The sequence below is a fragment of the Pseudomonas sp. GL_103 genome (assembly GCF_057835175.1).
On sequence record NZ_CM174420.1, the window covers coordinates 5,072,027 to 5,086,234 of the forward strand.

Here is a 14,208-nt window from a genome sequence, read left to right on the forward strand (position 1 = left end):
GCGAGCATCCCCGCTCGCCTTGCTACTTGCGGGTCAATCACCGCCCGCAGGTTTTCCCGTGACCAATCTCCACCAGCCTGAAACGCCCAAACCAGCGATCCGCAGCGTGCTGATCGCCCTGATGCTGGCGATCTTTCTCGGCGCGCTGGACCAGACCATCGTCGCTGTTTCGATGCCAGCCATTTCCGCGCAATTCAAGGACATCAGCCTGCTGGCCTGGGTGATTTCCGGCTACATGGTGGCCATGACCGTGGCGGTGCCGATCTACGGCAAACTGGGCGACCTGTATGGGCGGCGCAAGCTGATGCTGTTCGGCATGGGCCTGTTCACCCTCGCGTCAGTGTTCTGCGGCATGGCCCAGAGCATGGAGCAGCTGGTGCTGGCGCGGATCCTCCAGGGCATCGGCGCCGGCGGGATGATTTCGGTGAGCCAGGCGATCATCGGTGACATCGTGCCGCCACGGGAGCGCGGTCGTTACCAGGGCTATTTCAGCAGCATGTACGCCGTGGCCAGCGTTGCCGGCCCGGTGCTTGGCGGCTACATGACCGAATACCTGTCATGGCGCTGGGTGTTCCTGATCAACCTGCCGCTGGGCCTGGGCGCCTGGCTGGTGGCCTATCGCACGCTGGTGGGCCTGCCGATTCCGCAACGCAAACCGATCATCGATTACCTGGGCACCGTGCTGATGATCATCGGGCTCACGGCATTGTTGCTGGGCATCACCCAGGTCGGCCAGGGCCATTCGTGGCGCAGCGCCGAGGTGTTGGCGCTGCTGGCCAGTGCGGTGCTGGTACTGGGGCTGTTCGTCGTTCACGAGCGGCGGGCGCGGGAGCCGTTGTTGCCCATGCATCTGTTCGCCAACCGCAACGCGATCCTGTGCTGGTGCACGATTTTCTTCACCAGCTTCCAGGCCATCTCGCTGATCGTATTGATGCCGCTGCGCTTCCAGAGCGTCACCGGCGCCGGTGCCGACAGCGCCGCCCTGCACCTGCTGCCCCTGGCCATGGGCTTGCCGATTGGCGCATATTTCGCCGGCCGCCGCACCTCGGTAACCGGGCGCTACAAACCGATGATCCTTGCCGGCGCGGCGCTGATGCCTGTCTCGATTATCGGCATGGCGTTCAGCCCGCCGCAGGCGTTCGTCGTCAGCAGTCTATTCATGCTGCTCTGCGGGATTGCCTCCGGCATGCAGTTCCCGACGTCATTGGTCGGCACGCAGAACTCGGTGGAGCAGCGAGACATCGGCGTCGCCACCAGCACCACCAATCTGTTCCGTTCGCTGGGTGGCGCGGTCGGCGTGGCGTTGATGTCGGCGCTGCTGTTGGCGTTGTTGCAGGATTCGAGTTTCGCGCACCTGGCAGGTTCATCGCTGATTGCCGAAGGCAGTTCGGGGAATGTGTTGCTGGACGGGTTGAATGCCGCGCCGGGTGATGCGCAGAACGCCTTGCGTGCCGAATTGCTGTTGACGTTCCGGTATTTGCTGACGGTCAGTGCGGCTGTTTCATTGCTGGGGCTGACGGCGGCGATTGCCATGCCGAACATGTTGTTGCGCGGGCGTGAGGACAAGGTTCGCTAGATAGACCGAGTCGCCTGTATTCGCGAGCAAGCCCGCTCCCACATTAGACCGAGTTGTTCATGAGTACGCGGTCAACTGTGGGAGCGAGCTTGCTCGCGATAGCGATTTTTCAGACACCACCTATCAAGGGCTGTAATACCCGACCGCCACCAGAAAATGACCGACCTTCTTCAGGTAGGCATGTTTGTTCTCGACCTTGCCGGTCACCGGGTTTTTCCAGCGGTATTCGTAATCGCCGTGATCCTGCTGGGCCATCAACGCCAGAATCGGCTCGCCCACCGGTTTGCCTTCCGGATCCACGATCTTGCTGAAGTCGGTATTGATCAACCGCAGGTTGGTGCCGTGGGCCACGTAACGCTGGGTGTCCAGGTCGACGACAAACACATACAGGTCATCCTGCAGGTAGCCGCCCTTGAGGGAATTGATCGCTGTCAGGGTGCCCTTTTCGTCCTTGGCCAGATCGGTTGCCGCTTTATTCAGCAAGGCCATGGCCTGTTCGGCGGAGGCTCGTGGCAGGTAATAACCGACCGCCAGAATCCGCTGGCCGATGCGCTGGTAGTAGACATGCTTGCGCTCGACCTTGCCGTCATTCCAGTTCTGCCAGCGATATTCCGCCTGCTGAATGCCATTGCCTTCCGGCACTTTCAGGGCGTCCTTGAAGGTTTTCTGCAAGTCCGGCCCGAGCACTTGCGAGACGTCCCGGCCAATCAGCGCCGACGACGGCCCGCCACTGGCGAGCATCACGCCCTTGGTGTCGAGCACGAAGACATAACGGTCCTTGTCGACAAACTCACCCTGGCGGCTGAACGCAGCAAGGGCCTTGTCGCCATTCTGGTGGTAGTAGGCCAGGGCTTTTTCCAGCAGGGCGATGGCCGCCTTGCTGTCGTCCTTTTCCGTCCCGGCGGCTTGCGCCTGGCCCAGGCACAACAAAAACATGCCGCACAGCAAGGCGAACCTGTACAGAAACCCCATTGCGCATCCCTCGTTCCTGATGGTGTTTCAAGAGCGTAGACGGCAATGGGGGATGTATGGGTATTCAGGAAAACGCATAGTGCTGCGGTGAGATGGGCTTGTGTGGCGAGGGAGTTTGCTCCCTCGCCACACATACTCACACTACTGACAATTACTGCCGGGCGCGCAGTTGCTGCTGAAGGTTCTGGATCTGCGCCTGAAGGGTATTGATGTTGCGGGTGACCTGGCTGCGGAAGGCATCGAACTCGGCCGTGTTGGCCGAGCCCTGTGTGACCGCCGGACGGTTGTCCTGCACGCTCTTGAGCACGATCATGTCTTGCTCGAGACGCTCGATGGCAGCGCTCGGGTTGCCTTGTTTCTTCAGCGCGACGATATCGGCACCCAGGCTTTTGAGCTGCGCATCGAATTTTTCCGAGTCCGACGGGGCACTTTTCAGGGCGGCCAATTCAGCACTCAAGGCTTTGACCTGGGCCTGCAACTGCGTATTGGCCGTCTGATGTTCAGTGTCCTGGGCAGTCAATTGCGCCAGGCGTTTGTCCAGTTCGGTGGTTTGCGCGGTCATTTGCGCCAGTCGCTTATCCAGGTCCGAGGCATGGCCGGCAACACCTTGCTGCTGGGCGTTCTGGTCCTGGAGCTTGCTTTCCAGCTGGCGGATTTGCAGCTTCAAGGCCTCGCTGTCGGTGTTGACACTGGTCTGGCCAGCAACAACCTTGCCGGAAATATCCTGCAGGCGCCCCGCCGCTTCCTCACTGATTCGCGCGAAGCTTTCCTGGGTCGCCACCAGTTGCTGTTCCATCAGGGAGATCTGCTGAAAGCTCCACCAGGCCAGGCCCGCGAAGGCGAAGAACAACGCTCCGACTAGCGCCCACAAGGCACCGGTACTCGCCGCCTTGACCTTCACCACCGGCGCCGTGCGCGAGTGCACGACCGTGCGGGCGGTGGGCGCAAAGTCGTCATCGAGAACGTCTGCACGCAAGCTCGGTACATCATCGAAGTCGTCGTTGGCATCGTTTCGCATAGACATTGAATCAACCTTAGTGAATCACATAATGGCTTTATGCCGCGCAGTATAAACCCCACAGCCGCAACCATTGACCCCCAAGCCCGAATCCGGTTCAGTCAGGGGTCGTTGTTCGAGCGTCAGCGAACAGCCTGGGCCTTCCACCAGCCACAGAATTCATCGAGCGCCGTCCAGAGGCTGACCTTGGGATCGTAATCCAGATAATGCCGGGCGCGGCTGATGTCCAAGGTGAAATTTTTGTTCATGACCTGCATGCCCAGACGCGACAGCGTCGGTTCGGGACGCCCCGGCCACAACTTGCACACGCCCTCGTTGAGCGCCGCCACGCTGTAGGCCAGGCCGTAGGAACGGTAGCGGGTGACCTGTGGGACTTCCATGTTGCGCATGACGTAATTGACCACGTCCCACAGGGGAATCGGCGTGCCGTTGCTGATGTTGTAAGCCTTGCCCAACGCGGAACCGCTGGCCAGCAAACTGCTGAGCAACGCCTCGTTGAGGTTTTGCACGCTGGTGAAATCAACTTTGCTCAGACCGTTGCCGATGATTGCCAGGCGCCCCTTGCGCTGCATGTTCAACAGGCGCGGGAAGATGCTCATGTCGCCGGCCCCGGTGACGAAACGCGGGCGCAGGGCCAGGGTTTCGAGGCCGAACTCCTGGGCACCGAAAACTTTTTGCTCGGCCAGGTACTTGGTGGCGGCGAAAGGGTGTTTGAAGCGCTTGGGCACCTGCTCTTCGGTCAGACCCAGATGATCGCGACCATCGAAGTAGATCGACGGCGACGACAAATGCACCAGCCGCCGAACCCGTTGCTTGAGGCAGGCTTCGACCACGTTCTCGGTGACCTGGACGTTGCCCTGATGGAAGTCCTGATAACGTCCCCATAAACCGACGGCACCGGCGCAATGCACCACGGCCTCGACGTCCGAGCACAGCTCGCGCGCCAGTTCGGGGTCGCTCAAGTCTCCCTGGATGAACTCGGCTCCGCGGCGTACCAGATGCTCCACACTCTCGGCCCGGCGACCGTTGACCCGCACGTCCAGGCCCTGCTCCAGGGCAAAACGCGCAAAGCGCCCGCCGATGAAGCCGCTTGCGCCGGTAACCAGAATCTTCATGAATTGCTCCGAATATTTCGTTTTGCGTATTACGTGAGGTCTTGACGCTGCGCGTCAGTCCAAGGGCACCAGCCATTGCTTCGATGCGCTGACCAATTGATCGGTGAGCAGCCCCAGCAACTGACCGCCATTACGCCAATGATGCCAGTACAGCGGCACATCGATCGGCTTATCTGGCAGCAGCTCCTGCAATACCCCCCTTTGCAGTTGCTCGCGCACCTGCAGTTCCGGGACCAGACCCCAGCCCAGCCCGGCTTCCGTCAGACGAATGAAACCCTCGGAGGACGGGCATAAATGGTGTTCGAAACCGCCCTCGACGCCGAGGGACGCGAGGTAGCGATGCTGCAGGAAGTCGTCCGGGCCAAATACCAGCGCCGGGGTTCGGGCCAACTGATCGGCGCGTACGCCCTGCGGAAAATGCCGGGCAATGAAGGCGGGGCTGGCCAGTGCCCGGTAACGCATGGCCCCCAGCAACACGCTGCGCGCACCCGCCACCGGACGCTCGCTGGCGCAGACGCAGGCCGCCACTTCACCGGCGCGCATGCGCTTGAGGCCGACGGTCTGGTCTTCGACCACCAGATCCATCAACAGATGCTGTTCGGCACAAAACGCCCCCACGGCCTGCGCCCACCAGGTGGCCAGGCTGTCGGCGTTCAGGGCGATCCGCAGGCGTTCCGGCAGACCTTCTTCATCCAGCGCCGGCACCAGGCTTTGCAGATCCCGTTCAAGCAATCGCACCTGCTGCACGTGGTTGAGCAATCGTCGACCGATTTCCGTCGGCGTTGGCGGCGTGGCCCGCACCAGCACCGGCTGGCCAACCCGCGCTTCCAGCAGCTTGATGCGCTGGGATATCGCCGATTGCGACAAGCCCAGCACCTGGGCCGCCCGTTCAAAACCGGCCTGTTCGACCACGGCGGCCAGGGCAGAAAGCAATTTATAGTCGAACATCAGTTTTCCTAATGAGCGATCAGCAAGATTGGTTTTTCTTATACAGCCTTCACAAGGACAATGACCAGCAAGAACTCTTGAACAAGGATCACCCACATGGCTGGCGAAACTTCATTGGCAACGCTGCTGCGCAGCATGAGCCCGCAACTCAACGCCGGCGAATACGTGTTCTGCACCTTGCGCGACGGCAAGTTGCCCAGGGATCTGGAGATTGTCGGCAGCTTCCGCGAACAGGAAGGCCTGACCGTGATTCTCGAGCGTTCCCACGCCGAAAAAGCCGGATTCAGCTTCGACTACATCGCCGCCTGGATCACCTTGAACGTACATTCGGCCCTCGAAGCCGTCGGCCTGACCGCCGCGTTCGCCACGGCACTGGGCAAGGCCGGAATCAGTTGCAACGTGATTGCCGGCTACTACCACGACCATTTGTTTGTCGGCCAGGCCGACGCCGACCGTGCCCTGCAAGTGCTGCGGGATCTGGCAGCCAACGCGGAGTAAAGAATCATGTGGCAAAGTTATGTGAACGGCCTGCTCGTGGCCTTCGGCCTGATCATGGCGATCGGCACCCAGAATGCGTTTGTCCTGGCGCAAAGCCTGCGGCGTGAACATCACCTGCCGGTGGCGGCGCTCTGCGTGGCCTGCGATGCCCTGTTGGTGGCCGCCGGAGTGTTCGGCCTGGCGACGGTACTGGCGCAGAACCCGACGCTGTTGGCCATCGCCCGCTGGGGCGGTGCAGCGTTCCTGTTGTGGTATGGCAGCCAGGCGCTGCGTCGGGCCTTCTCGAAGCAGAGCCTGGCGCAGGGCGAAGGCCAGACCGTACGCTCGCTGCGAGCGGTCATGCTAAGTGCGCTGGCGGTGACCTTGCTCAACCCGCACGTCTATCTGGACACCGTTTTGCTGATCGGCTCCCTGGGTGCCCAACAAACCGAGCCCGGCGCTTATGTAGTCGGCGCGGCCAGCGCCTCGCTGTTGTGGTTTTTCACCCTGGCGCTCGGTGCGGCATGGCTGGCACCGTGGCTCGCCCGTCCCAGCACCTGGCGAATACTCGATCTGTTGGTGGCTGTGATGATGTTTGCCGTAGCACTGCAGTTGATCGTGGCCAGCTGATTCGCGGAACCTCTATTCCACACAGTTGTTGCGTGGTTATGCCGCCCCCCCGGTGCTATGATCCGACTCCCTGCGCCGCAAAGAGTACAAACTCCCCGGCGCTTGTCTGGCCGCCCGTGATCGGCCTTGCGCTCACCGCAACTGACCTGATTAGGAGAATCATCATGGCTTTCGAATTGCCGCCACTGCCGTACGCACACGATGCCCTGCAGCCGCACATCTCCAAGGAAACCCTGGAGTTCCACCACGACAAGCACCACAACACCTACGTCGTGAACCTGAACAACCTGGTGCCAGGCACCGAGTTCGAAGGCAAGACCCTGGAAGAAATCGTCAAGACTTCCTCGGGCGGTATCTTCAACAACGCCGCTCAGGTCTGGAACCACACTTTCTACTGGAACTGCCTGGCGCCAAACGCTGGCGGTCAACCAACCGGCGCACTGGCTGAAGCCATCAACGCGGCTTTCGGTTCGTTCGACAAGTTCAAGGAAGAGTTCAGCAAGACTTCCATCGGCACCTTCGGTTCCGGTTGGGGCTGGCTGGTGAAGAAGGCTGACGGTTCCCTGGCCCTGGCCAGCACCATCGGTGCCGGCAACCCGCTGACCAACGGCGACACCCCGCTGCTGACCTGCGACGTCTGGGAACACGCTTACTACATCGACTACCGCAACCTGCGTCCGAAGTACGTCGAAGCGTTCTGGAACCTGGTCAACTGGAAGTTCGTGGCTGAGCAGTTCGAAGGCAAAACCTTCACCGCTTAAGCTCGATGCCAGTCAAGAAAACCCGGCTTTTTAGCCGGGTTTTTATTGCCCGGGATTTTCAGCGTTCGGCAGGGCCCCTTCGCGAGCAGGCTCGCGATGAACGATGACGCGGTCAACCTGACTGAATACCTATCCCTGCGGATCGACGTTATCCAACGCACGATTCACCGCCAGTTCCGCCAGCATGATGATCTGCGCAATGGCTAACGCCGTGTTGCGCTGAGGGCCGGTCAGGAAGGTGGCGAAATCACTCGCCATGACGTTGGCCGAAGCCAATGACTCACAAGCGTGGGCCAGCAGGGATTCGGTATCCATGTTCGGGACGATCATGAACATGGTGGTGGGGGTGTAGGGTTTGGTGGTGTTGTAGGGGGGATCGGGGATTAACTTATCCACTGAAATATTCCTATGCGGTGGGTGCCACCCAATGCCGTTCTCACTCGGCAAAGAGGTGGCAGCTATGTGCGAGGTGAGAAAACCGGTCATAGACACCCGGCCAGACAAAAGTCTGCCCGCACACAGCCGCCATAACGCATTTACAGACAGCGGATAAGCTGGCGGCAATTATGCGGATACTGGCACTGGATGACTATGACTTGCCGGGTTCTCACACCCGATCGCTGAGTTTTCAGCGACAGTCAGAGGCTATTGAGTCCGCTTCCGACGGGCAACCTGAAAACTGCGTGGGAAACTTCTGGCGCTTTCCTACACCGCGTTAACCCGCAAAAGCGTAACGCGGAGCCAGCTCCCACAGGGATCGGGGACATCTGCAAAAACCAGGTCGGCTGTCAGGCCGCCATCGCGAGCAAGCTCGCTCCCACAGAAAAGCAAAGGCAGGTCGGTGTACACAGACGCTCCTCACCACTCATCAGGCCGAGCGTTAGCTCGCCTGCAGCTTTTGATCTTGATCCACCCGCCCCCTCGGGAGGCTGAGCGGAGGTGTTCATCCGGGGATTGGCGCGCAGCGCCGTTCGACGCAGTCGAACTCATTGCATGTAAGTCGAAGCGAAGCCGACCGGAGGGCAATGCCCCCGGATGAATACCGCAGCGAAGGAACGCCGAGCCTTAGCGAGGGGCCGTACGTAAGGGGCGTGACCTTTTGGTTACTTTTGGGGCGTTTGCCAAAAGTGACCCGCTGTAAGAGCGGAACCATAAGTGGCCGTTACCGAAGAAATGGATATGTCCCTCTCCGTTCAAATTCCAAAACAACCTACAGAATCCAAGGCATTTTCCGACGATGAAACCAGCCTTCCGGCCCTTGCTCCCCCGCCGCGGACGACTAACATCAAACAAAAGGAAAATATCTCCACCCCCGCCCCTCAAGTTGAAGGACTCGACAACCGACACAGTACTAATAGGCTAACTCGCCAGGACAACTGCAAATCGGCCAAGCTGCAGGCAAAATCCCCCAGGGATGATTGTCCCTTTGACTGCCATCACGGGATTGCCAATACTCATGGCAACTTGATGCTACCCGCACGGAACAAGGAATAACCCTTTGAAGCTGGAACTCAAGAACAGCTTGTCGGTGAAGTTGCTCCGGGTCGTGCTCCTGTCGGCATTGATCGTCGGCGTGGTCTTGAGCTGCGCGCAGATTGTGTTCGATGCCTATAAAACACGCCAGGCCGTCGCCAGCGATGCCGAACGCATCCTCGACATGTTTCGCGACCCCTCGACCCAGGCCGTCTACAGCCTGGACCGGGAAATGGGCATGCAGGTGATCGAAGGCCTGTTTCAGGACGAAGCCGTGCGCAAGGCCTCCATCGGCCATCCCAACGAAGCCATGCTCGCGCAAAAAAACCGCGAATTGCAGCACTCCAACAGTCGCTGGCTGACCGACCTGATTCTTGGCAAGGAACGCACCTTCACCACCCAACTGGTCGGCCGCGGGCCCTACAGCGAGTATTACGGCGACCTGAGCATCACCCTCGATACCGCCAACTACGGCCAAGGGTTCATTGTCAGCTCCGTGATCATCTTCATCTCGGGCGTCCTGCGCGCGCTCGCCATGGGGCTGGTGTTGTACCTGGTCTACCACTGGCTGCTGACCAAGCCGCTGTCGCGGATCATCGAGCACCTCACGGAAATCAATCCGGATCGTCCCAGCGAACACAAGATTCCGCTGCTCAAGGGGCACGAGAACAACGAACTGGGCATCTGGATCAACACCGCCAACCAGTTGCTCGAATCCATCGAACGCAATACCCATCTGCGCCACGAAGCGGAAAACAGCCTGGTGCGCATGTCCCAGTACGATTTCCTGACGGGGCTGCCGAACCGCCAGCAATTGCAGCAGCAACTGGACAAGATCCTCATCGACGCCGGCAAATTGCAGCGCCGGGTCGCGGTGTTGTGTGTCGGTCTCGATGACTTCAAGGGCATCAACGAGCAGTTCAGCTATCAGACCGGCGACCAGTTGTTGCTGGCCCTGGCCGATCGCCTGCGTGGTCATAGCGGTCGCCTGGGCGCCCTCGCCCGCCTCGGTGGCGACCAGTTCGCCCTGGTCCAGGCCGATATCGAGCAGCCCTACGAAGCCGCCGAGCTGGCGCAAAGCATTCTCGATGACCTGGAAGCGGCGTTTGCCCTCGACCATCAGGAAATCCGCCTGCGCGCCACCATCGGCATCACCCTGTTCCCCGAGGACGGTGACAGCACCGAGAAATTGCTGCAAAAGGCCGAGCAGACCATGACGCTGGCCAAGACCCGTTCGCGCAACCGCTATCAGTTCTATATCGCCAGCGTCGACACCGAAATGCGTCGGCGCCGCGAGCTGGAAAAAGACCTGCGCGATGCGCTGATCCGCAATCAGTTCTACCTCGTCTACCAACCGCAGATCAGCTATCGCGACAACCGCGTGGTGGGCGTCGAAGCCCTGATTCGCTGGCAACACCCCGAGCACGGTATGGTGCCGCCAGACCTGTTCATTCCGCTGGCCGAACAGAACGGTACCATCATTGCCATCGGCGAATGGGTGCTGGACCAGGCCTGCAAACAACTGCGCGAATGGCATGACCAGGGCTTCTCCGACCTGCGCATGGCGGTGAACCTGTCTACGGTTCAATTGCACCACGCCGAACTGCCACGAGTGGTCAACAACCTGCTGCAGATGTACCGCCTGCCACCGCGCAGCCTGGAGTTGGAGGTCACCGAAACCGGCCTGATGGAAGACATCAGCACCGCGGCCCAGCACTTGCTCAGCCTGCGCCGCTCCGGCGCGCTGATCGCCATCGACGACTTCGGAACCGGCTATTCGTCCCTGAGTTATCTCAAGAGTCTGCCTCTGGACAAGATCAAGATCGACAAGAGCTTCGTTCAGGACCTGCTCGATGACGACGACGATGCGACCATCGTTCGCGCCATCATCCAGCTGGGCAAGAGCCTGGGCATGCAAGTGATTGCCGAAGGCGTGGAAACCGCCGAGCAAGAGGCCTACATCATTTCCGAAGGCTGCCACGAAGGTCAGGGCTATCACTACAGCAAGCCGTTGCCGGCACGGGAACTCGGCGTTTACCTGAAGCAGGCCCAACGCAGTAATGCAGCCATCCTTTGAATCGTCAAAAACCGCACGGCGGCGCTCATCCGCTCGGGTGATCTTTTGATTTGCAGCAAAGCACCCGCTGAATAAGAAATATTTACAGGTACAACCCTTTACACATAATGCGAAAGATTTGCATTATGTCGCAGTTTTGCGTGTGCATAGCACGACTCCACCCCTATCGAAGCAGGATGTTCGCCATGATTCGTATGCCTCTGGCTACCGCCAGTCTGTTGGCCATCGCTATTTCCCTCGCCGGTTGCGGCGAAGGTAAAGACCAAGAAAAAGCTGCCGCGCCAGCTGCCAGCACTGCGGCTGCCCCGGCTGCTCCAGCCGCTGCACCTGCCGCTGCCGGTAAAGTCGACGAAGCTGCCGCCAAGGCCGTTGTCGCCCATTACGCCGACATCGTTTTCGCCGTTTACAGCGATGCCGAATCCACCGCGAAGACCCTGCAAACCGCCGTAGACGCCTTCCTCGCCAAGCCGAACGCCGACACCCTGAAAGCCGCCAAGGCTGCCTGGGTTGCCGCTCGCGTGCCTTACCTGCAGAGCGAAGTGTTCCGCTTCGGTAACACCATCGTTGACGACTGGGAAGGTCAGCTGAACGCCTGGCCGCTGGACGAAGGCCTGATCGACTACGTCGACAAATCCTACGAACACGCCTTGGGCAACCCGGGTGCCACTGCCAACATCATCGCCAACACTCAAGTGCAGATCGGCGAAGACAAGGTCGATGTCAAAGACATCACCCCGGCAAAACTCGCCAGCCTGAACGAGCTGGGCGGTTCCGAGGCCAACGTCGCCACCGGCTACCACGCCATCGAATTCCTGCTCTGGGGCCAGGACCTGAACGGCACCGGCCCTGGCGCCGGCAACCGTCCGGCTTCGGATTACCTGGAAGGCAAAGGCGCTACCGGCGGTCACAACGATCGTCGTCGTGCCTACCTGAAGTCCGTGACTCAGCTGCTGGTCAGCGACCTGGAAGAAATGGTCGGTAACTGGAAGCCGAACGTGGCCGACAACTACCGCGCCACCCTGGAAGCAGAACCGGCTGAAACCGGCCTGCGCAAAATGCTGTTCGGCATGGGCAGCCTGTCCCTGGGCGAACTGGCGGGCGAGCGCATGAAGGTTTCCCTGGAAGCCAACTCCCCGGAAGACGAACAGGATTGCTTCAGCGACAACACCCACAACTCGCACTTCTACGATGCCAAGGGCATTCGTAACGTGTACCTGGGTGAATACACTCGCGTCGACGGCACCAAAATGACCGGCGCCAGCCTGTCGTCCCTGGTGGCCAAAGCCGACCCGGCTGCCGACACCGCACTGAAAGACGACCTGGCCGCCACCGAAGCCAAGCTTCAGATCATGGTCGACCATGCCAACAAGGGTGAGCACTACGACCAGTTGATCGCTGCCGGCAACACCGCGGGCAACCAGATCGTCCGTGACGCCATCGCGTCCCTGGTCAAGCAGACCGGTTCGATCGAAGCCGCCGCTGGCAAACTGGGCATCAACGACCTGAACCCGGACAACGCTGATCACGAGTTCTGATCAATGCTGGCTGAGTGAGTAATAAGGCGACCTTCGGGTCGCCTTTTTCATATCTGCCCTACACAGTCCATTGTGGGGTTTATGGGTAAGCCAAATTACCTGTCCCACATCAAGCAAACGATAATTCCTCTTATTCAAATTCCCATCCCCTGTTAGACTTTGCGCCCTTGTTTTGCTCGTCTTGCAGGATGTCTGATGCCCTCGCTGCCTCTTCGCTTGTCCGCACTGTTTCTGGCCCTGGGCCTGAGTGCCTGCGATGACGCCCCGAAATTCACCCAGGCCGAACCTGGTGAGGCCCGTTCCGGCGGCAGTGCGACGGTGCGCAAGACCGATCAGAACGCGTTTTCCATGCCCTCGGCGAACCTGCCGCCGTCACGGCGCGTGGATTTCAGTGTCGGCAACAGTTTCTTCCGCAGCCCTTGGGTGATCGCCCCGTCGACGACGACCGCTCGCGATGGCCTCGGCCCGCTGTTCAACACCAATGCCTGCCAGGGCTGCCACATCAAGGACGGCCGCGGCCATCCGCCGACTCCCGACGATGTGAACGCCGTGTCGATGCTGGTACGCCTGTCGATACCCGACGCCCCGGCGTATGCCAAGGTCATCGAACAGCTCGGCGTGGTGCCGGAGCCCGTCTACGGCGGCCAGTTCCAGGACATGTCCGTCCCCGGCGTGGCCCCCGAAGGCAAAGTGCGGGTCGAATACACCGCCGTGCCGGTTCGCTTCAAGGACGGCACCGAAGTCGAGCTACGCAAACCGAACCTGAACATCACCCAGCTGGGCTACGGCCCGATGCACCCCGACACCCGCTTCTCGGCCCGCGTGGCACCGCCGATGATTGGCCTGGGCTTGCTCGAAGCGATCCCCGAGGAGGCGATCCTGGCCAACGCCGAGGCACAGGCCAAGGCGAACAAAGGCATCAGCGGACAACCGAACCGGGTCTGGGATGACGCCCAGCAAAAGACCGTCCTGGGGCGATTTGGCTGGAAAGCCGGACAACCGAACCTCAATCAACAAAATGTTCACGCGTTTTCCGGTGATATGGGACTCACGACCAGCCTGAGACCCATTGATGACTGCACGGACGCGCAAACGGCCTGCAAACAGGCACCCAGTGGCAACGGCCCCAATGGCGAGCCGGAAGTCAGCGACAACATCCTGCGCCTGGTGCTGTTCTACAGCCGTAACCTCGCCGTACCGGCTCGTCGTGACGTCAGCGCACCTGAAGTGCTGGCCGGCAAGACCCTGTTTTATCAGGCTGGTTGCCAGTCCTGTCACACACCGAAATACACCACCGCCGCCAACGCCGCCGAACCTGAACTGGCCAATCAATTGATTCGCCCGTACAGCGATCTGCTGTTGCATGACATGGGCGACGGCCTGGCCGACAACCGTACCGAGTTCCAGGCCAGCGGCCGCCAATGGCGTACCGCGCCGTTGTGGGGCATCGGCCTGACACAGGCGGTCAGCGGCCACACCCAGTTCCTGCACGACGGCCGCGCCCGCAACCTGCTCGAAGCCGTGCTCTGGCATGGCGGCGAGGCGACAGCGGCGCAGCAACAGGTTTTGTCTTTCAATGCCGAGCAGCGCGCTGCGTTGCTGGCGTTCCTGAATTCCCTTTAACAC

General features: G+C 60.5%; 13 protein-coding genes. 8 read left to right on the plus strand and 5 right to left on the minus strand.

Translation table 11 applies throughout. The features are described 5' to 3' along the window. The first annotated feature begins 58 nt into the window (after nucleotides 1-58). Complete coding sequence (locus tag AC3IP0_RS22775; protein WP_489317081.1) at nucleotides 59-1,576, plus strand: MDR family MFS transporter; 1,518 nt, start codon at nucleotides 59-61, stop codon at nucleotides 1,574-1,576. 123 nt (nucleotides 1,577-1,699) lie between these two features. Here AC3IP0_RS22775 and AC3IP0_RS22780 read toward each other — a convergent pair whose 3' ends face one another. From AC3IP0_RS22780 to AC3IP0_RS22795, 4 genes are all read right to left on the minus strand, one after another. After that, complete coding sequence (locus AC3IP0_RS22780) at nucleotides 1,700-2,548, minus strand: cache domain-containing protein (protein ID WP_489317082.1); 849 nt, start codon at nucleotides 2,546-2,548, stop codon at nucleotides 1,700-1,702. Between the two features lie 151 nt (nucleotides 2,549-2,699). Then, nucleotides 2,700-3,572 carry an ATPase gene (locus AC3IP0_RS22785; protein WP_489317083.1) on the minus strand — a complete coding sequence of 291 codons (873 nt, stop codon included), beginning with the start codon at nucleotides 3,570-3,572 and terminating at the stop codon, nucleotides 2,700-2,702. A gap of 116 nt (nucleotides 3,573-3,688) precedes the next feature. After that, entirely contained in the window at nucleotides 3,689-4,681 is a 993-nt protein-coding gene (locus AC3IP0_RS22790) for an NAD-dependent epimerase/dehydratase family protein (protein ID WP_489317084.1), read from the minus strand. A 54-nt stretch (nucleotides 4,682-4,735) separates the two neighbouring features. Then, the gene (locus tag AC3IP0_RS22795; RefSeq protein ID WP_489317085.1) at nucleotides 4,736-5,629 is read right to left on the minus strand and encodes a LysR family transcriptional regulator ArgP; all 894 of its coding nucleotides are present in this window, start codon (nucleotides 5,627-5,629) and stop codon (nucleotides 4,736-4,738) included. Between the two features lie 96 nt (nucleotides 5,630-5,725). Between AC3IP0_RS22795 and AC3IP0_RS22800 the strand changes: the two genes are divergently transcribed. The 3 genes from AC3IP0_RS22800 to AC3IP0_RS22810 all read left to right on the plus strand — a co-directional run bounded on the left by AC3IP0_RS22800 (nucleotide 5,726) and on the right by AC3IP0_RS22810 (nucleotide 7,497). Further along, a complete protein-coding gene (locus AC3IP0_RS22800) occupies nucleotides 5,726-6,127 on the plus strand; it encodes an ACT domain-containing protein (RefSeq protein WP_095943858.1) in 402 nt (133 codons plus the stop codon). 6 nt (nucleotides 6,128-6,133) lie between these two features. Next, nucleotides 6,134-6,736 carry a LysE/ArgO family amino acid transporter gene (locus tag AC3IP0_RS22805; protein ID WP_489317086.1) on the plus strand — a complete coding sequence of 201 codons (603 nt, stop codon included), beginning with the start codon at nucleotides 6,134-6,136 and terminating at the stop codon, nucleotides 6,734-6,736. Nucleotides 6,737-6,900: 164 nt separating this feature from the next. Further along, nucleotides 6,901-7,497, plus strand: a complete 597-nt coding sequence (locus AC3IP0_RS22810) for a superoxide dismutase (RefSeq protein WP_008022038.1) — start codon at nucleotides 6,901-6,903, stop codon at nucleotides 7,495-7,497. A gap of 129 nt (nucleotides 7,498-7,626) precedes the next feature. On the opposite strand, the gene AC3IP0_RS22815 is transcribed toward AC3IP0_RS22810, so the two are convergent. Next, the gene (locus AC3IP0_RS22815; RefSeq protein WP_489317087.1) at nucleotides 7,627-7,893 is read right to left on the minus strand and encodes a DUF6124 family protein; all 267 of its coding nucleotides are present in this window, start codon (nucleotides 7,891-7,893) and stop codon (nucleotides 7,627-7,629) included. 759 nt (nucleotides 7,894-8,652) lie between these two features. Here AC3IP0_RS22815 and AC3IP0_RS22820 point away from each other — a divergent pair. From AC3IP0_RS22820 to AC3IP0_RS22835, 4 genes are all read left to right on the plus strand, one after another. After that, on the plus strand, nucleotides 8,653-8,991 hold the full coding sequence (locus AC3IP0_RS22820) for a hypothetical protein (RefSeq protein WP_489317088.1): 339 nt from the start codon (nucleotides 8,653-8,655) through the stop codon (nucleotides 8,989-8,991). Between the two features lie 4 nt (nucleotides 8,992-8,995). Further along, nucleotides 8,996-11,047, plus strand: coding sequence for a putative bifunctional diguanylate cyclase/phosphodiesterase (locus tag AC3IP0_RS22825; RefSeq protein WP_489317089.1), 2,052 nt, complete (start codon nucleotides 8,996-8,998; stop codon nucleotides 11,045-11,047). Nucleotides 11,048-11,232: 185 nt separating this feature from the next. Next, nucleotides 11,233-12,582: an imelysin family protein gene (locus AC3IP0_RS22830; protein ID WP_489317090.1), complete on the plus strand. Its 1,350-nt coding sequence runs from the start codon at nucleotides 11,233-11,235 to the stop codon at nucleotides 12,580-12,582. A gap of 195 nt (nucleotides 12,583-12,777) precedes the next feature. Further along, nucleotides 12,778-14,205 carry a di-heme oxidoreductase family protein gene (locus tag AC3IP0_RS22835; RefSeq protein WP_489317091.1) on the plus strand — a complete coding sequence of 476 codons (1,428 nt, stop codon included), beginning with the start codon at nucleotides 12,778-12,780 and terminating at the stop codon, nucleotides 14,203-14,205. Nucleotides 14,206-14,208 lie beyond the last annotated feature (3 nt).